Genomic DNA, 26395 nt, shown 5'->3' on the forward strand with positions numbered 1-26395 from the left:
CCTTCTATGGGCTGACGGGCTGGTGCCCGCCGTTCTCGCCGAGCCCCTCCTCGCGGTAGAGGCCGAGGGCGCGCATCACCGGCAGGTCGTGGAAGGCGAAGAGGCAGGCGTCCTCGGCGGCGCTGGCATTGGCGTGCTCGTGCCACGTCCAGGCGGGGACGACGAAGATGTCGCGCTCCTGCCAGTCGAAGCGCTTGCCGCCGATGACGGAGTATCCGCTGCCCTTGGCGCACTGGTAGACGAAGCTGCCGACCTGCCGGTGCGCCCGCGTGTGCTCGCCGGGGCGGAGCAGCTGCATCTGCGCGCCGATGGTCGGCATCACCGGGCCGCCGGTCACCGGGTTCACGTAGTCCATGATGATCCCGTCATAGGGCGAGCCGTCGCTGACCCTGGCGAGGTTCGTCAGCGCCTCGTAGGTCGGTGCCCATTCGTATTTGAGCATCGGCGAATAGCGCTTCGACCATTCGTGCCCCTGCGGCCTCAGGCCCGATCCCGCCCAGGTCGCGGTGGTGTCGTCGATGGGGAAGGACACCGCCTGGTTGAGCTCGGGGTGGACCTCGTAGAAATTGGCCTCGAGCGCGTTCATCAGCGGGATGTCGAGCCCGTCCTGCCAGATGCAGATCGTGCCGTCCTCGGCGACGCCATGCTCGTGCCAGGTGCCGTTGGGGGTGAGCACGAAATCGTTGCGCCCCAAGGTCAGCTTGTGCCCGTCGACATTGGTGAAGGCGCCCTGTCCCTCCATGATGAAGCGCAATGCCGAGGCCGAATGGCGGTGGCTCGAGGCGCATTCGCCGGGCTTCATCACCTGGAGGCCCGAATAGAGCCAGCCGACCGCCGCCACCACGTCGGAGCGCCCCGGGTTCTCGAGATAGACCACCCGCCGCCCCGCCTGCTCCGGGGTGACGAGGTCGAGGGCGCGCAGCACGTCGTCGCGCAGGTCCTCGTAGCGCCACAGCATCGGCACCGAGGTCGAGACCGGCTCCCACGGCTCGATCCTGTTGGCGACGGTCCACAAGGCCCCCGTCCCCAGCTTCGCCAGCCGCTCGTAATAGGCGACCAGTTCCGGCGTGTCGGCGACATTGGCACGGCCCGCGACATCCTCGCGCCAGGCGTCGAAACTCTGCTCCCCCATCGGCTTCACCTCATGCGCGGCGGTTATCGGCGCGGGCGACATTGCCATTGCGCGTGTCCCGCGCGGTCATGCTAATCGGTGCCATGGCCATGACTGTTCGCAACGAGCCCTTCCGCGCCGCCGTGATCCAGGCGAGCGCCGTCCCCACCGACAGCGCCGCGAGCGCCGCCAAGGCCGCCGCGCTGATCGCCGAGGCGGGCGCGGGCGGCGCGCGACTGGCGGTGTTCCCCGAGGCCTTCATCGGCGGCTACCCCAAGGGCGCGAGCTTCGGGACGCCGGTCGGCATGCGGAAGCCCGAGGGCAGGGCGGACTATGCGCGCTATTTCGATCAGGCGGTGACGCTTGGCGGGCCGGAGGTCGCGGCTGTCCGCGAGGCGGCCGGGGCGACGGGGATGGTGGTCGTCATCGGCATCATCGAGCGCGCCGGATCGACGCTCTACTGCACCGCGCTCATCATCGACGGGGCGGTGGGCGCCATCGCGCATCACAGGAAGCTCATGCCGACCGGCGCGGAGCGCCTCATCTGGGGCTTCGGCGACGGCTCGACCCTGCCGGTGGTGGAGACCGCATTGGGGCAGGTCGGGGCGGTGATCTGCTGGGAGAACTACATGCCGATGATGCGCATGGCGATGTATGCGCAAGGCGTGACGCTCTACTGCGCGCCCACCGCCGACGACCGCGACGGCTGGGCGGCCTCGATGCGCCACGTCGCCTTGGAGGGCCGCTGCCACGTGCTCTCCGCCTGCCAGTTCATCCGCCGCGGCGACTACCCCGGGGATTACGACTGCGCCCTCGGCGACGATCCCGACACCATCCTCCTGCGCGGCGGGAGCATGATCGTCGGGCCGCTCGGCGAGGTGCTCGCCGGGCCGGACTATGCGGGCGAGACGATCCTCTACGCCGACATCGATCCCGGCGAGATCCCCCGCGCCCGCTACGATTTCGACGTTGCCGGGCACTATGCGCGGCCCGACGTTTTCCGGCTCGAGGTCGACACCCGCGCGCGGCCCCCCGTCGCCTTCCGGGGCGACAACTGATGCGCTTCGACATGGCCCGCTTGAGCGACGCGCAGCGTTACAAGCTGATGGCGGGGGCAATCGTCCCGCGCCCGATCGCGTGGGTCTCGACCCTCTCGGCGGAAGGCGTGGGCAACCTCGCGCCCTACAGCTTCTTCAACATGATGGGTTCATCGCCCCCGCTGATGGTGCTCGGCACGATGCGGCTCCCCGGCGGGCGGCTCAAGGACACCGCGGCGAACATCCTCGCAACGCGGGAATTCGTCATCCACCTCGTCGGCGAGAGCCAGCTCGCGGCGATGAACGCGACCTGCGTCGATGCGCCGTCCGAGGTCGACGAGGCGGCGCTCGCGGGCCTCGACATGGTGCCCTCCGAGCGGGTCGCGCCGCCCACCATCGCCGCCGCGCCCGCCGCCTTCGAGTGCCGCCTCCACCAGACCGTCGACGCCCCGCCCGACACGGTGATCCTGATCGGCGAGGTGCTGGCGATGGCGATCGACGACGCCTTCCTCGACGCCGAGCGCCTGCGCCCGGACCCCTACGCGATGGGCCTCGTCGGGCGGGTGACCGGCACCGGCACCTACACCCGCATCGCCCCGGACCTCACGGCGGAGCGCCCGGTGTGGAATTCGGGCAGCGCCTGAGCTCCGTTCGCCCTGAGCTTGTCGACGGGCTGTCCTTCACCTGGGCTCCACGCGACGCATCGAGAGAAACGCAGTCCTTCGACAAGCTCAGGACGAACGGGAATGGTTCAGAGGCTCTGACCCACCTCGATCAGCCGGTTGATGAACTTGCGCACCGGCGCGAGCATCACGCCCCGGCGGCGATAGGTCACCCCCACCGTCACCGCGTCCCAGATCGGCGTGTCGACCCTGAGCGGCACGAGGTGCGCATATTCGCGGTCGAGCTGGATCAGCGCGCGCGGCAGGTAGCTCAGGAATTCGCTCTCGCGGAGCATCTCCGCCATGAAGGTCGAGGAGGGGGTCGAGATCACGCAGGTCGGCGGCGGCAGGCCGGCGCCGCGCAGCACGCGGGTGAGCCGGCTGCGCTCGCCCTCGGTGCCGTCGGGCAGCACCCACTTGTAGGCGCCGAGGTCGGCGATCCCCACGCTCTCGCGGCCCGCGAGGGGGTGCGTGCTGTCGGCGACCACCACGATCTCGTCCTGGACCACCACCTCCTGCCTGAGGTCGTCGTCGTGCGCGAGGCCGCCGATCGAGCCGACCACGATGTCGACTTCGCCGCGCCGCAGGCAGGCGATCAGCTCGTCGCGCAGGCCCTGGCGGAAGGTCACCACCGCCTTGTCGTCGCCCGCGACGAAGGCGCGCACCGCCTGGGGGATGAGGTACTGCATCATCGTCGCGCCCGCGCCGACGCGCACGATCCCGCGCCCGGTGCCCTTGAGCTGCTGGATCTCCTCGAGCGCCCTGTCGACCTCGCCGGTGATGAGCGCGGCATAATCGAGGAACAGCTTGCCGTATTCGGTCGGCACGACGCCGCCGGGGTGGCGTTCGAGCAGCATCACGCCGAGCGATTGCTCGAGGTTGCGGATCGACTTCGAGAGCGCGGGCTGGGTGATGTGGAGGCGCTCGGCCGCCTGCCCGAAGCTCGCGCAGCGCACGATCTCGAGGAAGTACTTGATCTGGCGAAGCTCCATTGGCCAAGCTTACCGCACTATCCGGCTTGCGCCAAATCGCGGGCCCAGACGTCGCCGAGGAAGGCCGCTCCCTGCGCAATTGCCCACTGCCCCTCGTCGACGACATGGGCGAAGAGCGGCCAGACGTGGATCATCCCGGCCCATTCCTGGAACACCGCGCGGCCGCCCGCCGCGACGATCCGGTCGCGCAGCCGGGCGGCGTCGTCGAACAGCACCTCGTCGGAGCCGACCTGGATCAGCGTCGGCGGCAGGCCCGCGGCGCGCCCGAACAGCGGCGAGGCGCGGCGGTCGGCGGGGTCGAGCTCGCCGAGATAGGTGCGCGCGGTCTCGGGCATCCCTGCGGGATCGATGAAGGGGTCGGCGGCGGCGCGCGCGGCGATGCTCGCGCCCGAGTGGGTGAGGTCGAGATAGGGCGAGATCAGCCACAGCGCGGAAGGCAGCGCGGCGCGGCGGGCCATACGCCCTTGGAGCGCGCCGAGCGCGAGGTTCGCCCCGCAGCTGTCGCCGCCGATCGCGATCCTGCCGGGCGCGTATCCCTCCGCCTCGAGCGCATCCATCGCGGTGCGGGTGTCGTCGAAGGCGGCGGGGAAGGGGTGCTCGGGGGCGAGGCGGTAGTCGGCGACGATCACGTCCGCCCCTGTGGCCCGCGCGAGGCGTGCGGCGAAGGGGCGGTAGCTCTGCGAGGAGCCGAGCACGAAGGCCCCGCCGTGGAGCCACAGCAGCGCCCGCCCGCTCGGCTCGCCGTGACGCGAGCGTTCGGCGGGAACGCCGCCGAGGTCGAGCGGCTCGACGACGACCTCGGGATCGACCGGGAGCGCGGCCATCTGCGCCGCAAAGCCGGCGCGGCGCGCGTCGATCGGCGGCGGCGGGGCGGCGCGGCGGGCGAGCAGCCCGGCGCGGATCGGGGCGAGCTGCTCAGGCGGCATTCTCGGCGTGCTCCACCATGTCGCGGGCGAGCGCCTTCAGCGCCTGCTTGTCGATCTTGCCGACCGGGGTGCGCGGCAGCGCCTCGAGCACCACCAGCCGGGCGGGGCGCTTGTATTTCGCGAGCCGTTGCGTGCAGTGCTCGGCGAGCGCGGCTTCACTGGCATCCTCCCCGGCGACGAAGGCCCAGATCACCTCGCCGCGATAGGCGTCGGGCACGCCCACCGCCCCCGCCTCGCGCACGGCAGGGTGCGCCATCAGCGCCTCGTCGATCTCGCGCGGGTAGACGTTGAAGCCGCCGACGATCGCCATGTCCTTCTTGCGGTCCTCGATGAAGAGGTAGCCCTGCTCGTCGATGCGCCCGATGTCGCCGGTGTGGAGCCAACCGTCCCTGAGGGTGGCGGCGGTCTCCTCGGGGCGACCGAGGTAGCCGTCCATGATCTGCGGGCCGCGCGCGAGCACCTCGCCCAAGGGGCCGTCGCCGTCGATGCGCAGTTCGGTCAGCGGCAGGGCGGGTCCGACCGAGCCCTGCTTCAGCACCATGCCGGGGCCGTGATAGGTGAGCACCGGCCCCGCCTCGGACTGGCCGTAGCCCTCGTAAATCGGCACGCCCGTCGCCGCCTCCCAGCGCGCCAGCGTGTCGTGGGGGAGGGGGGCGGAGCCCGAATAGGCGCAGACGAGGCTCGCCACCTTCTCGCGCGACAGGCCCTCGAAACCCAGCAGGCTGTTGAACACGGTCGGCCCGGCGGGGAGGCGGGTGATGCGCTCGCGCGCGATGGTGTCGAGCAGCCAGTCGGGGCGGTAGCGCGGCAGGATGTGCAGCGCGCCGCCGCTGTAGGCCGCAAGGTGCAGGCACATCGCGGCGGCGAAGGAGTGGTAGAGCGGCATCATGCAGACGATCCGCTCCTCCCCCGGCACGGTCGGCAGCACCGCCTCGCGCTGGGCGACGTTGGTGGCGACCGCGCGGTGGCTGAGCATCGCGCCCTTGGGCGTGCCGGTGGTGCCGCCGGTGAACTGGAGGACCGCCATGCTCGCGGGGTAGATTGCGGGGAGGGGGCGAGGGCCCGGGCTTTCGGCCTCGATATCGGCGACGGTCAGGATCGCGCAGGTCGGCGGGAGCAGCGGGGCGAGGGTGTCGCGCAGGTCCGCATGGGTGATCGCCACGCGCGGGGCGACCTGCGCGAGGATCGGCGCGAGCTCGCCCGGCGTGTAGTCGGGATTGAGCGCAGCCGAGGCCGCCCCCGCCGCCTGCACGCCGAACAGCGCGAGCGCGATGTCGATGCCGTTTCGGAGCACGATCGCCACCCGCCCGCCGTTCGCACCCCGCGCGGCGAGTCCCGCGGCGATGATCCGCATCCGCTCGCGATAGGCGGCGTAGGTGAGCCGCTCCTCCCCGCAGGCGAGCGCGAGGGCGTCGGGCCAGCGCGCGGCGGCGCGGTCGAGGAGGTCGGGGGTGGTCTCGGGCACCCACAGCGGGGTGCCGTCGGCTCCGGTCAGCATCCGGTCACCTCGATCACCACGGCCATCGCCGTGTCCCCCGCCGCGCAGCCCTGGAACAGCCCGCGCCCGCCGCCGCGGATCGCGAGCTCCTCGATCAGCTCGATGAGCGCGCGCAGGCCGGTCGGCCCCTGCGGGTGGCCCCAGACGAGCGAGCAGCCGTAGTTGTTCATGGCCGCGAGCGGGAAGCCGGTCTCCCTGGCGAAGACGAGGTCGTTGACGATGAAGGGGTTGTGCGACTTGACCGCGTCGATTTGCCCGATGCCGAGCCCCGCCTGCGCGAGCGCGCGGGCGCTGGCGGGGACCGGGGCCTCGGGCATGTGGGCGATGGCGGTGCGGGCCGTGCCGAAGCCGAGGATCGCGACCTCGATGCCGGGCGCGCGGGCGAGCTCGCGGGCGCGCTCGCGGGTGGTGACGACGAGGCCCGCATTGCCGTCCGCGGGGTGGGTCTGCCCGGCAAAGGTGACGCTCCCGCCCTCGACGACGGGCTTCAACGCGCGGACCTTGTCGGGGTCCGAGGGCTGGATGCCGATGTCGCCTTCAAGGCTGGCGACGACCTTGCCGAAGCGCGGGTCGGGCACCGCGAAGGGCAGGTCCATGAAGCGGCGATGGAACGCCCGGTCCTCGGCCAGCGCGGCATCGTACTGGGCGTAGCGGGCGAGGGTGAGGTCGTCCTGCGCCTCGCGGGTCACGCCGTGCTTCCTCGCCACGTTCTCGGCGGTGGCGATCATCGCGACGCCGGCGAAGGGATCGCGCGCGAAGTTGTCGAGCACCCAGTTCTCGGATGCGCCGGTGCCCCCCGGAGCCGAGGGCGCGGGGTAGTAGATGTGCGGGCCGTTCGAGACCCGGTCGCAGGTCAGCACCAGCGCACACTCCGCGAGGCCACCCGCGACCTCCTGCGCCGCGACCTGCACCGAGCGCGCCGAGGTGGCGCAGGCCTGCATGACCGTCGGCCCGCCGACCTGCGCCGCCCCGAGCGCCCCCATCGCCCAGGGCAGGCCGTAGAAGCACCCCTGCTGCGGCACGGTCATGCCGAGCACCCCGAAGTCGAAGATCTCGGGCGAAAGCTCCCGCTTCGCCAGCGCGCGCTCCGCCACCCAGGCGGCGAGGCGCAGGCTGTGGAGCTCGGCGAGCGCGCCCTGCCAGCGCACGAAGGGCGTCGACCAATAGGCGCCATACGGGATGTAAGCGATCGTCATGACCGGGTTCTCACAGCGGCGCCGCCATCGCGTTGAAGGGCCCTTCGGCGTTGATGAGGTCGATGCGCTTCTCGGCGATCCTGAGCCCCTCGGGCGTGCGCCTGAGCCGATGCCGCACCCGCGAGCCGAAGACGCGCTGGTCCTCCTCGAAGCGGCCGCGGTTCCTGTATTCGAGCATGATCTGGCTCGAGGAGGCGAGGATCTCCGCCCCGCTCTCTGCCTCGATGCGGATCGAGGAGATGACGTGGAGGGTGCGCGGGGACGGCTCGGCCCCGAAGGCGCGGGGGTTCGCCAAGCGGTGGGTGCGGACCATCATGATCTGGCGGTCGTCGCGGAAGTGGCTCGGGCCCTCGCGCGGGGAGAGCATCTCGGGCGAGACCGGCGCCCAGTAGAGGCAGTCCTCGGTGAACAGCGCGAGCCATTGCTCGTAGCGGCGGTCGTCGAGGAGGGCGGCTTCCCGCTCGATCAGCGCCGTCACCTCGGCGATCATGCGGGCTGCTCCATGTACTTCGACCACGCGGCGAACTGGTTGCGGATGTAGATTTCCGAGGTCGAGGGCGAGCGGGTGGCTTCGTTCCCCGCCTCGCGCACCTCGTGCAGGCCGCGCGCCATCGGCACCCACTCGCGCGCGTCGTAGCCGTTGCCTTCGAGGCAGCGCTCGTAGATCTCGAGGTCGTCGGCGATCACCGGCGAGGCGGCGGAATTGGCCCCGGTGCAATATTCGATCGCGTTGACGTGGGTCTCTTCGGGCGCGCCGACGAGGCGAAAGGTGTAGCCGATCATCTCGGTGAGGTCGTGGCGGACCGGACGGATGATGCGGATCGTCTGGTAGCGCGCGTGCCAGAAGGACGAGGGGTAGAGCAGCATCAGGTGGCGGTCGACGGACAGCACTTTCTTCGCGCGCTCCGCCCCATGATAGTCGACCAGCGCGGCGGTGTAGGCGTCGGAGGTGTCGGGGGTGTAGTCCGCCCCCATGTGCCCGCCGATATAGCTGTGCCCGCCGGGCGCCGTCACCATGTCGAGGTTCTGGAAGAAGTCGATCGGCTTGCCGTTCGCCAGCATCATGCCGACGGTCGGCACGATGTTCTGAGCGCCCACTTCCGCCACCACCGCCCGCGCCGAGACCACCGAGGCCGCATGGGCGAAGCCGGGGTGGATCGTGTCGTTGAGGTTCTCGAAGGTCATCTTCCAGTTGGCGCGGTAGTAGTGGCGCAGCTGGTATTTCCCGACCTCCAGCCTCCCCGTCGGCGAGCGGTCGACGAGGTCGTCGATCGAGGTCTTCATGTGGCCGAGGAAGTCCTCGAGCGGCTCCGCCTTGTCGCCGGAAAGATTGCCGAAGATGAAGCCGCGGTAGCTCTCGGTCCGGACCCGGGTGATGGCGAGGTCGGCCTTGTCGAGCGCGCCCTCGTAGCCGCCGGGGTGGGGGATGCCCTTGAGCGTGCCGTCCGCGTTGAACAGCCAGCCGTGATAGGGGCACTGGTGCCCGGCGGGCGCGCTGCCCTTCTCGAAGGCGCAGAGAGTCGATCCGCGATGCGAGCAGCGGTTGAAGATCGCGTGGACCTCCCCGTCCTTCCCCCGCGTCAGGATCACGCCCTGCGTCCCCATGTGCCGCACCACGTAGTCGCCCGGCTGCGGCAGCTCGCTGTCATGCGCGAGGTAGAGCCAGGCGCGGCCGAAGATCCGCTCCATCTCCAGGTCGAAGATCGCCGGATCGGTGTAGACCGAGCGGTGTACGGCATCGGGGCGCACCAGGTCGCCGGGCCGGAGGAGGGTGGTGGTCATGCGAGGACATTAGGCCGCGCCGCCCCCGCCTTCATGTCACCCGCTGCCCCCGGTTCATGAATTCTGGTTATGAAGCTGCGCCATCCGCACACTGGATCGCCGGCGCGCTCGCGGCATAAGAGGGGCCGAGGAGAGCCCATGCCCGCACCCTACGCCCACCTGCCCAACCTGCCGGACGACGTCTTCGTCATCGATCCGGTGATCCACGCGCTGAACCTTGCGGCCGACAATGTCGCGAGCAAGTATGGCGAGCAGCTCTACCAGATGTCCTACGGGCTTCACGCGATGCTCAGCCCTCGCGAGGCGCTGTGCCCGCAAGGGACCTACATGACCGACATGGCCCCCGAGGCGCTGGTGCGCACGATCTTCGCGGAGAGCCAGACCAGCCTCGCGGCGACCCACACGCTGCGGCTCGACACCTGGTTCAGGGACGGCTTCGCGGCCGAGTGGAAGACGGTCGAGATGACCACCCGCTGGCCGACGCGGGTGCTCGGCTATGTCGGCCTCGATCCGACGCAGGAGGCCTCCGCGGTGCTCGAGGACCTCGAGCGGCAGGTCGCCGACACGCCGGGCGCGGTCGGGGTGAAGCTCTACCCGCACCAGATGGACCCCTATCGCCGCTGGCTCGCCACCGACGACACGGTGCTGCGCCTGATCGAGCGCGCGCGGGCGCTGGGGCTGAAGAGCATCGCGATCCACAAGGCGCTCCCCAACGGCTCGGTCCCGCTCGCCCCCTACCGGATCGGCGAGGATTTCGAAGAGGCCGCCGACGCCTTCCCCGACATGGCCTTCGAGATCGTCCACTCCGGCATGGCCTTCATCGAGGAGACCGCAATGGCGATCGGGCGCTTCCCGAACGTCTATGCGAACCTCGAGACGACGACGGCGATGCTGTGGCAGGCGCCCGGGCGCTTCGCGGCGGCGCTTGCGCTCTTGATGCAGTGGGGCGGGCCGGAGAAGATCCTGTGGTCGACGGGCTGCACCGTGGTCCATCCGCAGCACCTGCTCAAGCTGTTCTGGGACTTCCGCTTCGAGGCGGCGACACTCGAGCGCCACGGCATTCCGCAGATCGACGAGGCGGTGAGGCGGATGATCCTTGGCGGCAACTATGCCCGGATGATCGGCCTCGACATCGCGGACTGGCGCGCGCGGCAGCAGGGCGACGAGTTCGACGGGGTGGAGCTGAAGGAGCCGTGGTCGTGCTGGCAGGCGATGTGATCGAGGATGAGGTCCGCGCGGTGCTGGCGCGGATACACGATCCGTGCTCGGTGGCGGCGGGGCGGCCGGTCTCGGTGCTCGACATGGGGCTGGTGCGCGGCTGGACGCTCCACGGGGGGACGCTGACGGTGACCTTCTGCGTCACCTTCGCGGGCTGCACGATGGCCCCGCACTTCGCGCAGGCCGCGGAGCGCGATCTTGCCGGGCTGCTGGGCGTCGAGCGGGTGGTGACGGTGATCGACACCGACTTCGTGTGGACGCCCGAGCTGATGCAGGCGGCTGCCGTGCCGATGCGCGGGCGCCCGCAGGCGTGGCGGGAGCGGGTTGCCCCCTAGAGCGCCGTCGCCCCGTGCTTGACACGGGGCTTGGCTTCTTCTGGCTGAGCGAAAAAAAGGAAGCCAAGGCCCGCATCAAGTGCGGGCCGACGACTTCACCCCTTCACGAAAAACGCGTCCCACTTCTCGGGCTCGAGGCACATGTGCCAGCATTCCTTGAGCTTGCCGTCCTCGATCCGCCAGGTCATCGCCTCCTTCGTCCTGAGCGTGCGGTCGCCCTTGCGGGCGCGGACCTCGGCGATGAGCACGACGTGGTCGTCGCTGCCGAAATAGTCGAGCGGGTGCGCCCAGTAGGCGTCGACCGCCTCCTGGAGCATCGCGAAGTTCCTGAGGATCTCCTCGCGCCCGACATAGGTCCCGGCGAGGCAGTTGTCGCCCGGCATATGCCACGCGACATCGTCCGCCATCCTCGAGAACAGCGCCTCGGCATCGCCCGCCTTGAAGGCGTTGTGCGCCTCGTAGAGCATGATCGCGTTGGGGTGATCGGCTTGCGTGAAGGCGCGCATCGGCGGGACGTCGTCATGCTCGGCCGCGAGCGCGGCGGTGTAGCCCATCTCGCTCATGCCGCGCCTCCGGCGACGGTGAAGCGCACCTCGACATTGCCGCGGGTGGCGTTCGAATAGGGGCACACCTCGTGCGCCTTGGCGACCAGCGCCTCGGCGTCGGATTGCGAGAGGGTGGGGAGGTTCACCTCGTGGTGCACCGCGAGGCCGAAGCCCGGGCCGTCGTCGCGGGTGCCGATGCTGACGTGGCCGGTCACCGAGGAGCCGCTGACGTCGGTTTTCGACTGCCCGGCGACGAACTGCATCGCCGAATGGAAGCAGGCGGCATAGCCCGCGGCGAAGAGCTGTTCGGGATTGCTCCCGCCGCCCGGGCCGCCCATCGGCTTGGGGATCGCGAGGTCGAGGCTGACGAGGCGGTCGTCGGATTCGACATGGCCGTTGCGGCCTCCGGAAGCGGTGGCGGTGGCGGTGTAGAGGGGTTTCATGCGGGGGTCTCCTCCTTGAGGGCGTCGGCAATGAAGTCACGGTGCGAACGGGGCGCGCGGCCGAGGATGGCGCGGGTGGCGGCGTGGTCGGCCCCGGTCGCGGGGCAGCCGAGCGTTTGCGTCACTTCCATCATCAGCCGGAAATCCTCGCGCTCCCAGTCACCGAAGCCCGGTATGGCCTGCTCCATCGCGCCGAGGAAGGGGGCGATGTCGTCGCCGGGGTAGATCACCGGCCGCCCGAGCGCGGCGGACCAGTTGGCGGCGTAGGCGGGGCCGGTCAGCGCCTCGGGCCCGCACAGGTTGACCGCCGCGCCGAGCCCCTTCCCATCGATGAGCGCATTGGAGGCGGCGAGCGCGATGTCGGCGGCGTCGAGGCTCCACACCCCGGCGCTCCCGATCGGCATGGGATAGATGCCGCCGTGGACAATCGCGGGGAGCGCGAGGAGGTCGTTCTGGAAGAAGAAATTGGGCTGGAGCACCGTGCCGCCCTCGCATTCGAGCACCGCCGCCTTGACCGGGATCTTGGCCGCGAAGTGCGGGATCGCCTGCATCGCCTCGAGATTGTGGATGCCGATATAGACGATGCGCGAGACGCCGGCCCGCCGGAGCGCGGCGACCGCGGCGGTGCCGATCGCGGCTTCCTCCGGCCCGAGCGGGGTCGTCAGGAAGGCCGCATCGAAGCCGCGCGCGGCGGCCTCGAGCCCGGCAGCATCGGCGGTGTCGAGCGCGATGCCGCCCGGCCCGGGCCCGCGGGCGAGCACCACCGCCTCGGCCCCGCGCTCCCGCAGCAGGGCGGTCAGCGGGCGGCCGATCTTGCCCGTCCCGCCGATCACCAGGACACGGCGGCCCGCCATCAGAACTTCACTCCCGCCGTCACACCGAACTCGCGCGGCCGGCCAAGGTAGCTATAGGCCACCCCCTGCGTCGCCAGCGCGTCCTGGCCGAAGGTGAAATATTCCTCCTTGGTGAGGTTCTGCCCGTAGACCGCAAGGGTGAAGCGCTCGTCCGGGTCGGTCCAGGTGAGGCGGGCGTTGAGGAGGCCGTAGCTCTCCTGGCGCTCCAGCGGGAGGTTGAAGGCGGTGAAGAACACCTCGGATTGCAGCCGGTAGTCGACCCGCGGGGTGAGGGTGCCGAAGCTCGTCGCGATGTCGTATTGCGCGGCGAGGCTGACGGTGAACTCGGGGCTGAAGGGCAGGCGGTTGCCGTTGATGTCGCCGACCGTCGCCGGCACGTTCTCGAATTCGCTGTCGGTGTAGCCCACCGCGGCGTCGATCCGGAAGCCGTCGGTGGGCACGATCACCGTCTCGAGCTCGAAGCCCTTCAGCGTCGCGTCCCCCGCGTTCGCCACCCGGAACTGCACCTGCGGATCGACGATGGTCTGCTGGATGTCCTTGTATTTCGAGTAGAACAGCGTCCCGTTGACGCGCAGGCGCCCGTCCAGCCAGTCGGTCTTGAAGCCCGCCTCGTAGGTGTCGTTGGTATCGGGCGCATAGGCCGGGACGCTCGCCTGCGGGCGGATCAGCCGGCCGTTGAAGCCCCCGGCGCGGAAGCCCTTGGAATAGGAGGCGAACAGGAAGGCGTCGGAATTGACCCGGTACTCGATTCCCACCTTGGGCGTGAACTCCTCGAAGGAGACGCTGTCGGCAAGGTCGGTGACGATCGGCAGCACGATCCGCTGCCCGAGCAGCGCCTGGGGCAGGCCGAAGCCCGCGATCGCGCCCGGGCCCACCGCCTGCGGACGGAAGTCGAAGAACTGGTTCGAGACGATGTCCTTCTTGTCCCAGGTGTAGCGCCCGCCGAGGGTGAAGGAGAGCCCGCCCGCCACCTCGTAGCGCGCCTGTCCGAAGACGGCGTAGCTCTTGGTGGTCTGGTCGTTCCCCTGCGTCCAGGTGTTGCACGCGGCGAAGGGCTGCGCGCCCGGATCGCTGATCGGGGCGAAGCACAGCGCCAAGACCTGCTCCGCCTCCTCGCGGAAGAAATAGCCGCCGAGCAGGTAGTCGAGGCTCCCCCCGAAGGCCTCGCCCGAAATCTGCAATTCCTGGCTGAACTGGTTCTGCCTCGTCGTCACGTCCTGATCGTAGAGCCGGAAGCGCGTGCCGTCGGGGTCCGAGGTCGAAAAGCTGTCGAGCTCGCGGTAGGCGGTGATCGACTTGATCGTCGCATCGCCCAGCTCGAGGCTAACCGTCCCCGAAAAGCCCCAGGTCTCGTTCCTCGCCTCGGGGCTGTTCGAGGCGTAGACGCGGTAGAAGTTGTCGGGATCGAAGACGTCACCCAGCGCCGCGGGCGGGAAGAAGGGCGCGGGCACGATCGCGCGGGTCACCGAAGGCGCGGGGTTCGACTTGTCGAGCGAGTAGTCGGCCGAGAGGTCCACCGTGAGGGTCTCGGTCAGCCCGAGGCGGACCTGCGCGCGCCCGCCGTAGCGGTCGGTCGCGCCGAAGCGCTCGCCGGTCGCCGCGTTCCGCGCAAAGCCGTCCTGCTCGCGGAAGAAGCCCGAGACGCGCACCGCGCTGTCCGCGCCGATCGGGGCGTTGACCGCGCCGGTGAACTCGATCCGGTCGCGGCTGCCGTAGAGCGCGCTGGCGCTCCCCGAGAAGCCCGAGGGATCGGGCTGGCGCGAGACGATGTTGATCGCGCCGCCCAGCGTGTTGCGCCCGAACAGCGTGCCCTGCGGCCCGCGCAGCACCTCGACCCGCTCGATGTCGCCGCTATCGAGCATCGCCCCCACGGTGCGGCCGAGATAGACGCCGTCGACATAGAGGCCGACGCCGGGGTCGTTGGTGATGATGAAGTCGAACTGGCCGACCCCGCGCACGAAGAAGTTGGCGTCGGCGGAGCCCTGCGGCCCGGTCGTCGAGGTGAGGTTGGGCACGGATGCGGCGACGTCGTTGATGACGCCGATGCCGGCGGCCTGGAGCGTCTCGCCGGTCACCGCGGTCACGGCGAGCGGCGTTTCCTGAAGGTTGCTCGCGCGGCGTTCGGCGGTGACGATGATGTCGCCGACGGGGGCCCCGGTGTCCTCCTCGCCGGCCGCGGGCGCGGCGTCCTGGGCGACAGCGGGCATCGCCGTGGTCGCCATCAGACCGGCGGTCAGCGCGGCAATCATGTGGTGTGCGCGGTTCATCTCGTTCTCCCCTGGTCGCGCGCCTGCACCCGGCCCTTGGGCCCGCATTCGCTGCGTGTCGGCAAGCTTCGGTGGCGGGGCGGGTGAGATGAAGTGAATTTCAGGCATGGGGCGATGAATACAAGTGCGATGCCACCCGATGTTATCGCGCGGCGCGGCCTATTCATGAGCCTTGGCGCGCGGGTCGGTGCAAGCAGGTTCGCGATAGGGCAGAGGGACTTGGACAATGCTGGAGGGTCGCAATATCATCGTCACCGGCGCGGCGAGCGGGATCGGGCTCGCCGCCGCGCGGATCTTCGCGGGCTATGGCGCGACATTGATGCTGGTCGACCGCGACGAGGCGGTGCGCGCGGTCGCGGACGGATTGCCGGGCGCGCACAGCTGCGCCTGCGACATCACCGATCCGGGCGCGCTCGCCGAGGTGATCGCGCGCTTCCCCGCGCTCGACGGCGCCTTCAACAATGCCGGGATCGAGGGTGCGGGCGGGGCGCTCCTGCCGGTCACCGACTATCCCGACGAGGAATTCGACAAGGTTGTCGCCGTCAACGTGCGGGGGCTGTGGAACTGCCTCAAGGCCGAACTGCCCGCATTGCAGGCGAACGGCGGCGGGGCGATCGTCAACACGTCGAGCGTGATGGGCTGGCTCGGCGCGGCGGGCATGGCGGCCTATTCGGCCTCGAAGCATGCGGTCGTCGGCCTGACGCGCTCGGCGGCGCTCGAGGGGGCCATGCTGGCGATCCGGGTCAATGCCGTGCTGCCCGGCGCGGTGGCGACGCCGATGCTCACCGAGCGCGGCTTCGTCGCCAACCCCGACTTCGCCGCCGCCGCCGCGAGCGCGCACCCGATGGGCCGCATCGCCCGCCCCGAGGAGATCGCCGAGGCGGCGGCATGGCTTCTCTCCGACAAGGCGAGCTTCGTGACCGGCCACACGCTGGCGGTCGATGGGGGGCTGTCGGCGCGGTGACTTTGCTTCTTCCTCGTCATTGCGAGGAGCCGAAGGCGACGCGGCAATCCATGGACTGCCCTCGCGCCGAGCGGCGAACTCGGGCCATGGATCGCTTCGCCTGCGGCTCGCGATGACGAACAAGAAGACAAGGACGGACCGCACATGAAACTCGCAACCCTCGACAACGGCACGCGCGACGGGCGGCTGGTGGTGGTCAGCAAGGACCTCACCCGCTGCTCGGCGGCGGGCTATATCGCGCCCACGCTCCAGGCCGCGCTCGACGACTGGGACCGGATCGCGCCCGAGCTCGAGGTGCTCGCCCGCGACGTCGAGCACGAGGCGGTGCCGTGCGAGCGGTTCCACGAGCGGCAGGCGCACTCCCCGCTCCCGCGCGCCTATCAGTGGGCCGACGGCAGCGCTTACATCAACCACGTCGAACTCGTCCGGCAGGCGCGCGGCGCGAAGGTGCCGGAGAGCTTCTACTCCGATCCGCTGATGTATCAGGGCGGCTCGGACTCCTTCCTCCGGCCGCGGCAGGACATTCCCTTGGGCGACCCCGCATGGGGCTGCGACATGGAGGGCGAGATCGCGTGCATCACCGGCGATGTGCCGATGGGGTGCTCGGTCGAGGAGGCCGCCGCGCAGATCCGGCTGCTGATGCTGGTCAACGACGTGAGCCTCAGGGGCCTGATCCCCGCGGAACTCGAGAAGGGCTTCGGCTTCTTCCAGTCCAAGCCCGCGAGCGCCTTCTCGCCGGTCGCGGTGACGCCGGACGAGCTGGGCGATGCGTGGCAGGACGCGCTGATCCACCTGCCGCTGATGGTCGACCTCAACGGTCAGCCCTTCGGCCGCGCCAACGCCGGAGTCGACGCGACCTTCAACCTCGCGCAGCTGGTGGCGCACGCGGCGAAGACCCGCAACCTCGGCGCGGGGACGATCATCGGCACCGGCACGGTCTCGAACAAGGGCGCCGACGGCGGCCCCGGAACGCCGGTCGCCGAGGGCGGCGCGGGCTATTCCTGCATCGCCGAGATCCGCATGATCGAGACGATCCGCGATGGCCAGCCGAGCACCCCGTTCATGCAGCCGGGCGACTCTGTGCGGATCGAGATGCGCGACGCCGCGAACCACTCGATCTTCGGGGCCATCGAGCAGCACGTCATCGCGGTCTAGACCCCCTTTAGACCCTTGTTACACCCCCTCTAGACCCCACCTAAACCCCCGCCCGCAGCGGTGTTTCACGTGAAACATCGCGCAATCAGCCAGCCGGCGCCTCGGCCTCCCATCCGCCGCCGAGCGCCCGGAACACGCTCACCTGCGCCGCCGCCCGCGCCCCGGCGGCCTCGGCATAGGCGGCCTCGGCGGCGCGCCATTGCCGCTGCGCCTCGATCAGCCGCAGCGCATCATCGCTCCCCGCCTTGAAGCGCAGCTCGGTGAGCCGCGAGGTCTCCCGCGCCGCATCCGCCGCCTCGCGCAGCCGCGCCTCGGCCGCGAGCGCGCCTGTAAGGCGGGCGAGCGCCTGCTCGGTCTCCTGCAGCGCCACGAGCACCGCCGCATCGAAGCGCGCGAGCGAAGCCTCGGTGTCGGCCCGCGCCGCGCGCACCCGCGCCCGGGCGGCGCCGTTGAAGGGGAAGTTCCAGCTGATCGCAGGGCCGATCGAGAAGCCAAAGCTCGCCGCCGAGCCGAGATCGCCGACCCGCGCCGCGCCGAGCGAGGGGGTGCCGAGCAGGCGGATTTGGGGATAGAGCGCCGCGATGGCGACGCCGACCCGCTCGGTGTCGCGGGCGAGCTGGCGCTCGGCGACGCGGATGTCGGGGCGGCGCGCGAGCAGCGCCTGCCCGTCGCCGACCGGCAGCGGCGCGGCGAGGCCCGGCACCGCGGCACAGGCGGCGGCCGGTTCGGAAACCTCCTCGGGCGGGTCGCCGGTGAGGAAGGCGAGCGCGTAGAGCGAAGCGCGCCGCTCGGCGACGAGCTGCGGCAGCGCCGCCTCGGCCTGAGCGAGTGCGGTGCGCGCCGCGGCAAGGTCGCGCCGGTCGGTGTACCCGGCTTTGGTGGTCGTCTCTACGAGGCCGAGCGAGCGGCGCGCGAGGGTCGCGGTCTCCTCGGCGGTCCGCACCCGCACCGCGAGCGCGCACCCCTGCGCATAGGTCTGCGCGACCTCGGCGGCGACCGCCACCCGCGCGGCCTCCACCTGCGCGCGGGCGGCCTGCTCGTCGGCAATCGCGGCGCGCACCGCGCGGCTCACCCCGCCGAACAGGTCGACCTCGTAGCTTGCGTCGACGCCGGTGGTGAAGAAGTCGGTGGTGACGACCGGCACGTTGCCGATCGAATTGAACACCTGCCCGCCGAAGCGCTGGCGCACGTATTGCGCGTTGAGCGTGGTCGATGGCAGGCGCCCGGCGCGCGCCTCGGAGGTGAGCGCGCGGGCGCGCTGGAGGTTGGCGGCAGCGACCCGCAGGTCGGTGTTGCGCTCCAGAGCGCGGGTGACGAGACCGTCGAGCACAGGATCGCCGAACAGCCGCCACCATTGCGGCGGGAGCGGCGTCGGCGCGGTGGTCGCCGCGTCCGCCTCGGTGAGCTTCGGCGCAGTGCCGCCGGGCGAGGGCGGGACGACGTAGTCCGGGCCCACCGCGCAGGCCGAAAGCATCAGCGCGGCGGCGAGCGGGGCGAGGGCGCGCGCGCTCATGCGCCCGGCTCCAGCTCGGGAGTGGCGGGCGGCGGCAGCGGCTCGCCGGACTTGCGGCGCTTCACCCGCTTGCCCACCCAGTCGCCAAACAGCCGCGCGATGACGTAGAAGGCGGGCGTGAAGATCAGCCCGAAGATCGTCACCCCGAGCATGCCGAAGAACACCGCGACGCCCAAGGCCTGGCGCATTTCCGAGCCCGGTCCCTGGCCCAGCACCAGCGGCAGCACCCCGAGGATGAAGGCGATCGAGGTCATCAAAATCGGCCGCAGGCGCAGCTTCGCCGCCTCCTGCGCGGCCTGCCGCAGTTCCATCCCGTTGTCCTCGTTCTGCCGTGCGAACTCGACGATCAGGATCGCGTTCTTCGCCGCGAGCCCGATCAGCACGACGAGCCCGATCTGGGTGAGGATGTTGTTGTCGAGCCGCATCGCACCCACCCCGAGCAGCGCCGCCAGGAGGCACATCGGCACGATCAGGATCACCGCCAGCGGCAGCACGAGGCTCTCGTATTGCGCGGCGAGCAGCAGGAACACGAACACCACAGCAAGCGCGAAGGCGACCGTCCCGGTGTTGCCCGCCTGCTTCTGCTCGAAGGCGAGCTCGGTCCAGTCGAAGGCGAAGCCCTGCGGCAGGGTCTCCTCGGCGAGCTTCTCCATCGTGCCCAATGACTGGCCCGAGGAGAAGCCGGGGAGGGTGTTCCCCTGGAGCTCGGCCGCCGGATAGAGGTTGTAGCGCACCACGCGGTAGGGGCCGCCCTCGTTGCGGATCGTCACGAAGGCGCCGAGCGGCACCATCGCCCCGCTGTCGGAGCGCACGCGCAGCCGCAGGATGTCCGCCGCGCTCTCGCGGAACGGCGCGTCGGCCTGCGCAGTGACCCGGAAGGTGCGGCCCAGCAGGTTGAAATCGTTAACGTAGGTCGAGCCGAGATAGGTCGCGAGCGTCGCGAAGACGTTCTCGAGCGGGACGCCCAATTGCTCCGCGCGCTCGCGGTCGATGTCGGCATAGAGGCGCGGGGTGCGGGTGTTGAAGGTGGTGAAGGCCCCGCCGACGCCGGGCGCCTGATTGGCCTTCATCATCATCGTGAAGGCGACCGTCTCGAGCGCCTGGTAGCCCGCCCCGCCGCGGTCCTCGAGCATCATCTTGAAGCCCCCGCCGGTGCCGATCCCCGAGACGGGGGGCGGCGGGATGACGAAGATGTTGCCGGCGGTGATCGACTGGAGCGCGCCGTTGAGTTCGCCCAAGAGCTGGTTGGCGCCGGGGCGCTGGTCCTTGGGCTTCAGCGAGATGAACATCGCCGCCGCGTTGGGCGCGTTGGTGAAGGTCGCCCCGTCGAAGCCGCCGAAGGCGACGGTGCTGGCGGTCGCCGGGTTGGCGAGCGCGATCGCCTGCGCCTTCTCGAGCGCCTCGGTGGTGCGCTCGAGCGAGGTGCCCGGCGGCATCTGGAGGACCGCGATGAGGTAGCCCTGGTCCTGCGCCGGGATGAAGCCGGTCGGCGTCTCGGCGAAGCGCCAGACGGTGAGGCCGATCAGCGCGCCATAGGCGATTCCGACGATCGCGAGCATCCTGACCGCGCGCGCGGAGAAGCGGCCGTAGCGGTTCGAGAGCCGGTCGAAACCGCGGTTGAACCCGCGCGCGAAGCGCGTCCCCCAGCCGCGCCAGCCGGGGGCGGGCGGGGTGTCGGCGTGGGCCTTGGGCTTGAGCAGCAGCGCGGCGAGCGCGGGCGAGAGGGTCAGCGAGACGAAGGCCGAGATCGCCGTCGCGCTCATGATGGTGAGCGCGAACTGGCGGTAGAACTGGCCCGAGATGCCGGGGATGAAGCTGGTCGGCAGGAACACCCCGATCAGCACCAGCGCAATCGCGATCAGCGCGCCCGAGACCTCGTCCATCGTCCGGTGCGCGGCCTCGCGCGGGGAGAGGCCCTCCTCCTCCATCACGCGCTCGACGTTCTCGACCACCACGATCGCGTCGTCGACCACGATCCCGATGGCGAGCACGAGGCCGAACAGCGAGAGGTTGTTGAGGCTGAAGCCGAAGGCGGCGAGGAAGGCGAAGGAGCCGATCAGCGAAACCGGGATGGCGATGATCGGCACCAGCGCCGCGCGCCAGCTCTGGAGGAACACCAGCACCACCAGCGCGACCAGCACGATCGCCTCGACCAGCGTGTCCTCGACCGCCGCGATCGAGGCCTCGATATAGGTCGTGGGCGCATAGGGGATCGCGTAATCGAGCCCCGGGGGAAAGTCGCGCTTCGCCGTCTCGAGCTCGCCCCGGACCGCCTCGGCGGTGGCGAGCGCGTTCGAGCCGGGGAGCTGCGAGACCACCACCGCGACGGTGGGCTTGCCCGAATTGAAGGCGTTGACGCTGTAATCCTGCGCGCCCAGTTCGATCCGTGCCACGTCGCGCAGGCGGATCAGGCGCCCGTCGTCGAAGCGCTTGACGATGATCCCGCCGAACTCCTCGACCGTGACCAGCCGCCCCTGCGTCTGGATGTTGAGCTGGAAGGCGGTCCCGCCGGTGTTGTAGGGCGGCTGGCCGATCGCCCCGGCGGCGACCTGGACGTTCTGCGCGCGCACCGCGGCGACGATCTCGGCCGCGTCGAGATCGAGCGCGGTCGCCCGGTCGGGGTCGATCCAGACGCGCATCGAATAGTCGCGCCCGCCGAAAATCCGCACCGATCCGACACCCTCGACGCGGCTCAGCCGGTCCACGAGCTGGAGCGTCGCGTAGTTCGACAGGTATTGCTGGTTGTAGCGGTTGTCGGGCGAGATCAAGGTCGCGACCAGCAGCAGGTCGGGCGAGTTCTTGCGCACCGTGACGCCGAGGCGCCGCACCTCCTCGGGCAGGCGCGGCTCGGCAGTCGAGACGCGGTTCTGCACCAGCACCTGCGCCTGGTCGACATCGGTCCCCTGCGCGAAGGTCACCGTGATCGAGACGTTCCCGTCGCCGGTCGAGGAAGAGGACATGTAGAGCATGTCCTCGACCCCGTTGATCTGCTCCTCGAGCGGCGCGGCGACGGTCTCCGCGAGCGTCTCGGCCGAAGCGCCGGGGAAGCTCGCCGAGACGACCACGGTCGGCGGCGCGATCTCGGGATATTGCGCGACCGGCAGGGTCGGGTAGGCGATCGCGCCGACGATAACGATCAGGATCGAGAGCACCGCCGCGAAGATCGGGCGGTTGATGAAGAAGTGCGGGAAGGTCATCGCGCTGGACCCCGCCTTACTGCGACTTGGCTTCGGCAGGCGGCGGCGCGTTGACCGGCAGCGCGACCGGCGCGGCATTCTTGGCGCGTGGGCGGATCGAGCCCGCCTTGGGCGTCACCACCGCGCCGGGCTGGAGCCGGGCGAGGCCGTCGAGCACCACCTTGTCGCCCGGCTTGATCCCGCTGCGGATCACCCGGAGGCCCTCGACCATCGGCCCGAGCTCGACATTGCGCATCTCGACCTTGTTGTCCTTGCCGAGCACGAACACCGCGCGGCGGGTCTGGTCGGTGATCACCGCCTCGTCGGGGACGAGCAGCCCGGTATAGGCCCCCGAGCCGAGCAGGCGCGCGCGGCCGAACAGGCCGGGGACGAGGAAGCCCTCGGGGTTCGAAACCTCGGCGCGCGCCCGGATCGTGCCCGAGCGCGGGTCGAGGGCGTTGTCGACGAACACCATCCGCCCGCGCCAGCGGTAGCCGTCCTCGTCGGCGAGCTGTATTTCGACCGGGTTGGGGGCATAGCGCGAGGACTTGCGCTCGCCGCTCGCGTCCTGGCGGATATACTTGAGGTAGAAGCTCTCCGCCCCGTCGAAGGTGAACCAGATCGGGTCGACCGAGACGACCCGGGTGAGCACGGTCTGCCCGGCGGTGACGTAGTCGCCCAATGAGGCGCGGCGGTCGGAGACCCGACCCGCGACCGGGGCGCGGACCTGGGTGAAGGAGAGGTCGAGCCGGCGCGCCTCGGCGGTCGCGCGCGCGCCCGCCAGCGCCGCCTCGGCGGCGCGGGCGACGGCGCGCTTCTGTTCGAACAGCTCCTTGCTGATCGCTTCCTCGGGAAGCAGCGTCTCGGCGCGGGCGAGCTCGCTGCGCGCCACGGCGGCATTGGCGCGGGCGCGCGCGACCTCGGCCTCGGCCTGGGCGAGCGCGGCGCGGAACGGGCGCGGGTCGATCTCGTAGAGCACCTGACCCTTGCCGACCGCGAGCCCCTCGCGGAAGGCGATGCGGGTGACGTTGCCCGAGACACGCGGCACGACCTCGACGTCCTCGACCGCCTCGAAGCGGCCGACATAGTCGTCCCAGTCGGTGATGCTGCGCTGGAGCGGCGCGGCGACCGCGACGGTGGGCGGCGGCGGGGCGGGGGGCGTGGGCTGGGAACAGGCGGCGCTCCCGAAAAGCGCCGCGGCGATCAGCAGGTTGCGTGTCTTTGCCATCGTCGCCCTTCAATGCACGATCATCATGACGGTTCGAGTCGCGCACGCACGGATGCGCGTTTCGGCGCAAGGATGGCGCAGGTGCAGCAATTCCCGCGCCTCAGCCACGCCGCGCGAGCCCGATCGCCAACAGCAGCGCGGGGATGCCGACCGCGGCGAGGCCGAGCCAGACCTGCGCCGCCGCCCCGGCCGCGCAGCCCGCGGCAAAGCCCAGCACCGCGCGCAGCATTTTGCCCTCGGGCCCGCTCGCGGCCGTCTCAGCCGGGGGCGGGGCGAAGTGGAGGAGCTGCGCGGCGCGGATCGCGAGCTGCGCGACATTGCCGGTCATCAGCGCGAAGGGCGGGCCCATCGCGGGGTTGAGGCGGTGCGCCGCGTTGAGCATGCCCATCGCGAGGATCAGCACCACCGCCGAGGCCGCGTCCCACGGCCCCGCGCCCGCCCAGGCGCTTGCGCCCGCGACGCCGAGCATCAGCAGCACCGCGCTCCACAGCACCGCCGGCAGGCTGCGGGCGGCGGAAAGGCGCGGGGCGATGGCGCCGGTGAGCATCGCGCCCAAGAAGAAGATCGGCAGCGCGGCGAGTTGCAGCGCCTCGGGCGCTTCGGCCCCGAGCGAACCCCCTCCGGCCAGCGTCGCCCCGAGCAGCACGAAGTTGCCGGTGACGTGGGCCACGAACAGCCCGTGCATGTGGATGAAGGCGGCGGTGTCGACGAAGCCCGAGAGGAAGGCGAGCAGCGTGGCGAGCGACAGGAGCCCGCCGGACTCGTTGGTGCTCACGGCCTGCGCCCGCCCGACAGGTATGCGGCGAGCGCCAGCCCCGCGATCAGACCGACATGCTCGAGGAAGGTCGTCGCATCGCGCAAGGCCGTGCCCGCGGGCTTGTTCCAGAAATCGTGCGCGACCAGTGTCGCGGCGAGCGTGAAGCCCGCGAGCAGCGCCGCACCGAGCCACACCGCGCGGCCCCGCGCGAGCAGCAGCGCCGACCCGCCGAGCTGCACCGCGATCACCGCGGCGGCGAAGACCCCCGCGGGCTCCAGCCCGGTGAGGGCGCGCACCTCGCCGGTCGCCCCGGCGAAGTCGAGCGCCTTGGTGATCCCGCTGAACAGGAAGGGCGAGGCGAGCGCGAGCCGCGCGAGCCAGAGGAGGACGGGAGGGAGCGCCGGCATCGTCACACCGCCCAGCACGCGCAGCCGAGCGCGCCCCAGAAGCTCCTGAGGTCGCTCACCGGGAGCCCCGCGCCCCAGCTCTTCGCGTGGTCGTGGCCGTGGACGCCGCAGGTGGTGGCGCAGCCGCATGATGCCGCCGCGACCCTGGCGAGGGTCGCGGCGCCGGGCGCGGCCTTGTTGTAGCCGCCCCAGGTGTTCACCGGCGACCAGTCGGGCATCGCGGGGGGGAGCGGCGGGGCGAGGCTGGCGAAGCCGTCCGCGCCGTAGACCACCTTGCCGTCGACGAGGGTCAGCACCGAGACGATCTGGCGGATTTCCTCCCCCGGCACGCTGAAATAGTCGCGGTCGAGCACCGCAAGGTCGGCGAGCATCCCGGCTTCGATCCGGCCCTTGCGGCCTTCCTCGTTCGAGAACCAGGTGGTGTTCTCGGTCCACATACGGAGCGCCGTCTCGCGGTCGAGCAGGTTCCGCTGCGGGTAGAGCCCGGTGCCGCCCAGGGTCTTGCCGGTGACGAGCCAGCTCAGGGACACCCACGGGTCATAGGAAGCGACCCGCGTCGCGTCGGTGCCCGCCGAGGTCTTCACCCCCGCCTCGAGCACCCGCCTGAAGGGCGGCGTCGCCTCGGCCGCGCGGGCGCCGTAGCGCTCGACGAAATACTCGCCCTGATAGGCCATGCGGTGCTGGAAGGCGATCCCGCCGCCGAGCGCCGCGACGCGGTCGATCGACTTCGCGCTGATCGTCTCGGCGTGGTCGAAGAACCAGTGGATGCCCTCCAGCGGGATGTCCCGGTTGACTGTCTCGAACACGTCCAGGGCGCGGGTGATCGTCTCGTCGTAGGTCGCGTGGAGCCGCCACGGCCAGCGGTTCTGCGCGAGGATCCGGATCACCCCCTCGAGATCGCCCTCCATGTTCTCCGGCATGTCGGGGCGCGGCATCCGGAAGTCCTCGAAGTCGGCCGCCGAGAAGACCAGCATCTCGCCCGCGCCGTTCAAGCGGAAATAGTCGTCGCCCTGGTGATACTTGGCGCTCGAGGTCCAGCGCAGGAAGTCCTCCTTCTCCTCGCCCGCCTTCTGGGTGAAGAGGTTGTAGGCGATCCGCACCGTGAGCTGCCCCTCGGCGTGGAGCTGCTCGATCACCGCATAGTCTTCGGGATAGTTCTGGAAGCCGCCGCCCGCGTCGATCACGCTCGTCACCCCCAGCCGGTTGAGGTCGCGCATGAAGTGGCGGGTGGAGTTGACCTGGTAGTCGAAGGGCAGCTTCGGCCCCTTGGCCAGCGTCGAGTAGAGGATCCCTGCATTGGGCGAGGCGATGAGGAGGCCGGTGGGATTGCCCGAGGCATCGCGCTGGATCTCGCCGCCGGGCGGGTTCGGGGTGTCCTTCGTGTAGCCCACCGCGCGCAGGGCCGCGGCATTCATCAGCGCGCGGTCGTAGAGGTGGAGGATGAACACTGGCGTGTCGGGGGCGGCGGCGTTGATCTCCTCGAGCGTCGGCAGGCGCTTCTCGGCGAACTGGTGCTCGGAGAAGCCGCCGACCACGCGCACCCATTGCGGCGCGGGGGTCCTCGCGACCTGCGCGCGCAGCATCGCCATCGCGTCTGATAGCGAGGTGAGCCCGTCCCAGCGCAGTTCCATGTTGTAGTTGAGCCCGCCGCGGATCACGTGGATGTGATTGTCGCAAAGCCCCGGGATAACCCGCCGCCCGCCGCAGTCGATCACCCGCGTGTCGGGCCCGGCGAGCGCCATCGCCTCGGCGCGGGTGCCGACCGCGGCGAAGCGGTTGCCGCTGATCGCGACCGCCTCCGGCGCCGGGTTGGCGCGGTCGAGCGTGGTGAACTTGCCGCCCACGAGGATGAGGTCGGCGGAGGTCGGTGCGGCGTGCATCGGCGATCCCTTGAAAAGCGGAGCAAGGCCGGCGAGCGCGATCCCGGCGCTGGCGGTGCGGCGGTCGATCATGCCTCGCGCCCTGTCTCCGGAGCGTCCTTCAGCCCGGCGCGCGCGGGCAGGGGCCCGAGGATGTGCTCGGCGCAATCGGCGCGGGTCTCGGCCACGGCCTCGGGATGGCCGCTCCAGAGGCGCCGGGCGAAAGGCACGATCTGCTCGCCGAGGAGAATGCCGAGCAGGCCGACGAGGGCGATGACCGGCGGGGCGGGCGAGCGGACATTGAGCAGGCTGTAGACGATCCCGACCAGCAGGCCGGCACCCAGGGCTGCAAGATAGGGCTTCATCGCCTCGCTCCTTCCTCCCTCATGCGGGGGGCGGTGGGGCCGGCCACCCGGGGGCGGTGGCCGGCCGGCCCGTTCGCTGCGGACCCGCGCAAGGGGGGGGACAGG

Annotated in this window: 24 protein-coding genes; 6 read left to right on the forward strand and 18 right to left on the reverse strand. The window is 70.8% G+C overall.

Annotated features, from left to right (window positions below; translation table 11 throughout):
- Positions 1-4 precede the first annotated feature (4 nt).
- Positions 5-1180 (reverse strand): cupin domain-containing protein, encoded by a 1176-nt coding sequence (locus ACLBKU_RS14560; RefSeq protein WP_410180278.1) that lies wholly within the window; start codon positions 1178-1180, stop codon positions 5-7.
- A 35-nt stretch (positions 1181-1215) separates the two neighbouring features.
- On the opposite strand from ACLBKU_RS14560, the gene ACLBKU_RS14565 reads away from it, so the two are divergent.
- Complete coding sequence (locus ACLBKU_RS14565; protein WP_410180279.1) at positions 1216-2169, forward strand: carbon-nitrogen hydrolase family protein; 954 nt, start codon at positions 1216-1218, stop codon at positions 2167-2169.
- Positions 2169-2792 (forward strand): flavin reductase family protein, encoded by a 624-nt coding sequence (locus ACLBKU_RS14570; RefSeq protein ID WP_410180280.1) that lies wholly within the window; start codon positions 2169-2171, stop codon positions 2790-2792. The genes ACLBKU_RS14565 and ACLBKU_RS14570 overlap by 1 nt, the downstream gene beginning before the upstream one ends.
- 107 nt (positions 2793-2899) lie before the next feature.
- Here ACLBKU_RS14570 and ACLBKU_RS14575 read toward each other — a convergent pair whose 3' ends face one another.
- The 6 genes from ACLBKU_RS14575 to ACLBKU_RS14600 are packed head-to-tail and all read right to left on the reverse strand — an operon-like array spanning position 2900 to position 9204.
- On the reverse strand, positions 2900-3802 hold the full coding sequence (locus tag ACLBKU_RS14575; protein WP_410180281.1) for a LysR family transcriptional regulator: 903 nt from the start codon (positions 3800-3802) through the stop codon (positions 2900-2902).
- Between the two features lie 17 nt (positions 3803-3819).
- Complete coding sequence (locus ACLBKU_RS14580; RefSeq protein WP_410180282.1) at positions 3820-4728, reverse strand: alpha/beta hydrolase; 909 nt, start codon at positions 4726-4728, stop codon at positions 3820-3822.
- A complete protein-coding gene (locus ACLBKU_RS14585; protein WP_410180283.1) occupies positions 4718-6226 on the reverse strand; it encodes an AMP-binding protein in 1509 nt (502 codons plus the stop codon). The genes ACLBKU_RS14580 and ACLBKU_RS14585 overlap by 11 nt, the downstream gene beginning before the upstream one ends.
- Positions 6220-7422 carry a thiolase family protein gene (locus tag ACLBKU_RS14590; RefSeq protein WP_410180284.1) on the reverse strand — a complete coding sequence of 401 codons (1203 nt, stop codon included), beginning with the start codon at positions 7420-7422 and terminating at the stop codon, positions 6220-6222. The genes ACLBKU_RS14585 and ACLBKU_RS14590 overlap by 7 nt, the downstream gene beginning before the upstream one ends.
- A gap of 10 nt (positions 7423-7432) precedes the next feature.
- The gene (locus ACLBKU_RS14595) at positions 7433-7912 is read right to left on the reverse strand and encodes an aromatic-ring-hydroxylating dioxygenase subunit beta (protein WP_410180285.1); all 480 of its coding nucleotides are present in this window, start codon (positions 7910-7912) and stop codon (positions 7433-7435) included.
- A complete protein-coding gene (locus ACLBKU_RS14600) occupies positions 7909-9204 on the reverse strand; it encodes an aromatic ring-hydroxylating oxygenase subunit alpha (RefSeq protein ID WP_410180286.1) in 1296 nt (431 codons plus the stop codon). Before ACLBKU_RS14600 ends, ACLBKU_RS14595 begins: the two co-directional genes overlap by 4 nt.
- 138 nt (positions 9205-9342) lie before the next feature.
- Here ACLBKU_RS14600 and ACLBKU_RS14605 point away from each other — a divergent pair, with 138 nt between their 5' ends.
- Together ACLBKU_RS14605 and ACLBKU_RS14610 are read left to right on the forward strand one after the other, a co-directional pair.
- Positions 9343-10422: an amidohydrolase family protein gene (locus ACLBKU_RS14605; RefSeq protein WP_410180287.1), complete on the forward strand. Its 1080-nt coding sequence runs from the start codon at positions 9343-9345 to the stop codon at positions 10420-10422.
- Positions 10404-10757, forward strand: a complete 354-nt coding sequence (locus ACLBKU_RS14610) for a metal-sulfur cluster assembly factor (RefSeq protein WP_410180288.1) — start codon at positions 10404-10406, stop codon at positions 10755-10757. The genes ACLBKU_RS14605 and ACLBKU_RS14610 overlap by 19 nt, the downstream gene beginning before the upstream one ends.
- A 95-nt stretch (positions 10758-10852) precedes the next feature.
- On the opposite strand, the gene ACLBKU_RS14615 is transcribed toward ACLBKU_RS14610, so the two are convergent.
- Genes ACLBKU_RS14615 through ACLBKU_RS14630 form a run of 4 tightly spaced genes read right to left on the reverse strand, consistent with a single transcriptional unit; the run spans position 10853 to position 14866 of the window.
- A complete protein-coding gene (locus tag ACLBKU_RS14615) occupies positions 10853-11320 on the reverse strand; it encodes a nuclear transport factor 2 family protein (RefSeq protein WP_410180289.1) in 468 nt (155 codons plus the stop codon).
- On the reverse strand, positions 11317-11745 hold the full coding sequence (locus ACLBKU_RS14620; RefSeq protein WP_410180290.1) for an organic hydroperoxide resistance protein: 429 nt from the start codon (positions 11743-11745) through the stop codon (positions 11317-11319). The genes ACLBKU_RS14615 and ACLBKU_RS14620 overlap by 4 nt, the downstream gene beginning before the upstream one ends.
- The gene (locus ACLBKU_RS14625) at positions 11742-12599 is read right to left on the reverse strand and encodes an SDR family oxidoreductase (protein WP_410180291.1); all 858 of its coding nucleotides are present in this window, start codon (positions 12597-12599) and stop codon (positions 11742-11744) included. The genes ACLBKU_RS14620 and ACLBKU_RS14625 overlap by 4 nt, the downstream gene beginning before the upstream one ends.
- On the reverse strand, positions 12599-14866 hold the full coding sequence (locus ACLBKU_RS14630) for a TonB-dependent receptor (RefSeq protein WP_410180292.1): 2268 nt from the start codon (positions 14864-14866) through the stop codon (positions 12599-12601). Before ACLBKU_RS14630 ends, ACLBKU_RS14625 begins: the two co-directional genes overlap by 1 nt.
- A gap of 226 nt (positions 14867-15092) precedes the next feature.
- Between ACLBKU_RS14630 and ACLBKU_RS14635 the strand changes: the two genes are divergently transcribed.
- Together ACLBKU_RS14635 and ACLBKU_RS14640 are read left to right on the forward strand one after the other, a co-directional pair.
- Complete coding sequence (locus ACLBKU_RS14635; RefSeq protein WP_410180293.1) at positions 15093-15830, forward strand: SDR family NAD(P)-dependent oxidoreductase; 738 nt, start codon at positions 15093-15095, stop codon at positions 15828-15830.
- Between the two features lie 144 nt (positions 15831-15974).
- Positions 15975-16985, forward strand: coding sequence for a fumarylacetoacetate hydrolase family protein (locus ACLBKU_RS14640; protein ID WP_410180294.1), 1011 nt, complete (start codon positions 15975-15977; stop codon positions 16983-16985).
- An 85-nt stretch (positions 16986-17070) separates the two neighbouring features.
- Here the strand turns inward: ACLBKU_RS14640 and ACLBKU_RS14645 are convergent, their stop codons facing one another.
- The 7 genes from ACLBKU_RS14645 to ACLBKU_RS14675 form a co-directional block, all read right to left on the reverse strand.
- Positions 17071-18498, reverse strand: coding sequence for an efflux transporter outer membrane subunit (locus tag ACLBKU_RS14645; protein ID WP_410180295.1), 1428 nt, complete (start codon positions 18496-18498; stop codon positions 17071-17073).
- Positions 18495-21695: an efflux RND transporter permease subunit gene (locus ACLBKU_RS14650; RefSeq protein ID WP_410180296.1), complete on the reverse strand. Its 3201-nt coding sequence runs from the start codon at positions 21693-21695 to the stop codon at positions 18495-18497. The genes ACLBKU_RS14645 and ACLBKU_RS14650 overlap by 4 nt, the downstream gene beginning before the upstream one ends.
- Positions 21696-21711: 16 nt before the next feature.
- Positions 21712-22902, reverse strand: coding sequence for an efflux RND transporter periplasmic adaptor subunit (locus ACLBKU_RS14655; RefSeq protein WP_410180297.1), 1191 nt, complete (start codon positions 22900-22902; stop codon positions 21712-21714).
- A 100-nt stretch (positions 22903-23002) separates the two neighbouring features.
- Positions 23003-23677 carry a DUF1275 family protein gene (locus tag ACLBKU_RS14660; RefSeq protein WP_410180298.1) on the reverse strand — a complete coding sequence of 225 codons (675 nt, stop codon included), beginning with the start codon at positions 23675-23677 and terminating at the stop codon, positions 23003-23005.
- Positions 23674-24066: a DoxX family protein gene (locus ACLBKU_RS14665; protein ID WP_410180299.1), complete on the reverse strand. Its 393-nt coding sequence runs from the start codon at positions 24064-24066 to the stop codon at positions 23674-23676. Before ACLBKU_RS14665 ends, ACLBKU_RS14660 begins: the two co-directional genes overlap by 4 nt.
- A gap of 2 nt (positions 24067-24068) precedes the next feature.
- A complete protein-coding gene (locus ACLBKU_RS14670) occupies positions 24069-25946 on the reverse strand; it encodes an amidohydrolase (RefSeq protein ID WP_410180559.1) in 1878 nt (625 codons plus the stop codon).
- A gap of 68 nt (positions 25947-26014) precedes the next feature.
- Complete coding sequence (locus tag ACLBKU_RS14675) at positions 26015-26290, reverse strand: XapX domain-containing protein (RefSeq protein WP_410180300.1); 276 nt, start codon at positions 26288-26290, stop codon at positions 26015-26017.
- Positions 26291-26395: the final 105 nt, after the last annotated feature.

This window comes from Erythrobacter sp. NE805 (assembly GCF_046452355.1).
Classification (GTDB): domain Bacteria; phylum Pseudomonadota; class Alphaproteobacteria; order Sphingomonadales; family Sphingomonadaceae; genus Erythrobacter.

Coding starts and splice junctions, on each gene's coding strand:
- ACLBKU_RS14560 (WP_410180278.1), bottom strand. CDS start 1,180: ATGGCAATGTCGCCCGCGCCGATAACCGCCGCGCATGAGGTGAAGCCG.
- ACLBKU_RS14565 (WP_410180279.1), top strand. CDS start 1,216: ATGGCCATGACTGTTCGCAACGAGCCCTTCCGCGCCGCCGTGATCCAG.
- ACLBKU_RS14570 (WP_410180280.1), top strand. CDS start 2,169: ATGCGCTTCGACATGGCCCGCTTGAGCGACGCGCAGCGTTACAAGCTG.
- ACLBKU_RS14575 (WP_410180281.1), bottom strand. CDS start 3,802: ATGGAGCTTCGCCAGATCAAGTACTTCCTCGAGATCGTGCGCTGCGCG.
- ACLBKU_RS14580 (WP_410180282.1), bottom strand. CDS start 4,728: ATGCCGCCTGAGCAGCTCGCCCCGATCCGCGCCGGGCTGCTCGCCCGC.
- ACLBKU_RS14585 (WP_410180283.1), bottom strand. CDS start 6,226: ATGCTGACCGGAGCCGACGGCACCCCGCTGTGGGTGCCCGAGACCACC.
- ACLBKU_RS14590 (WP_410180284.1), bottom strand. CDS start 7,422: ATGACGATCGCTTACATCCCGTATGGCGCCTATTGGTCGACGCCCTTC.
- ACLBKU_RS14595 (WP_410180285.1), bottom strand. CDS start 7,912: ATGATCGCCGAGGTGACGGCGCTGATCGAGCGGGAAGCCGCCCTCCTC.
- ACLBKU_RS14600 (WP_410180286.1), bottom strand. CDS start 9,204: ATGACCACCACCCTCCTCCGGCCCGGCGACCTGGTGCGCCCCGATGCC.
- ACLBKU_RS14605 (WP_410180287.1), top strand. CDS start 9,343: ATGCCCGCACCCTACGCCCACCTGCCCAACCTGCCGGACGACGTCTTC.
- ACLBKU_RS14615 (WP_410180289.1), bottom strand. CDS start 11,320: ATGAGCGAGATGGGCTACACCGCCGCGCTCGCGGCCGAGCATGACGAC.
- ACLBKU_RS14620 (WP_410180290.1), bottom strand. CDS start 11,745: ATGAAACCCCTCTACACCGCCACCGCCACCGCTTCCGGAGGCCGCAAC.
- ACLBKU_RS14625 (WP_410180291.1), bottom strand. CDS start 12,599: ATGGCGGGCCGCCGTGTCCTGGTGATCGGCGGGACGGGCAAGATCGGC.
- ACLBKU_RS14630 (WP_410180292.1), bottom strand. CDS start 14,866: ATGAACCGCGCACACCACATGATTGCCGCGCTGACCGCCGGTCTGATG.
- ACLBKU_RS14635 (WP_410180293.1), top strand. CDS start 15,093: ATGCTGGAGGGTCGCAATATCATCGTCACCGGCGCGGCGAGCGGGATC.
- ACLBKU_RS14640 (WP_410180294.1), top strand. CDS start 15,975: ATGAAACTCGCAACCCTCGACAACGGCACGCGCGACGGGCGGCTGGTG.
- ACLBKU_RS14645 (WP_410180295.1), bottom strand. CDS start 18,498: ATGAGCGCGCGCGCCCTCGCCCCGCTCGCCGCCGCGCTGATGCTTTCG.
- ACLBKU_RS14650 (WP_410180296.1), bottom strand. CDS start 21,695: ATGACCTTCCCGCACTTCTTCATCAACCGCCCGATCTTCGCGGCGGTG.
- ACLBKU_RS14655 (WP_410180297.1), bottom strand. CDS start 22,902: ATGGCAAAGACACGCAACCTGCTGATCGCCGCGGCGCTTTTCGGGAGC.
- ACLBKU_RS14665 (WP_410180299.1), bottom strand. CDS start 24,066: ATGCCGGCGCTCCCTCCCGTCCTCCTCTGGCTCGCGCGGCTCGCGCTC.
- ACLBKU_RS14670 (WP_410180559.1), bottom strand. CDS start 25,946: ATGCACGCCGCACCGACCTCCGCCGACCTCATCCTCGTGGGCGGCAAG.
- ACLBKU_RS14675 (WP_410180300.1), bottom strand. CDS start 26,290: ATGAAGCCCTATCTTGCAGCCCTGGGTGCCGGCCTGCTGGTCGGGATC.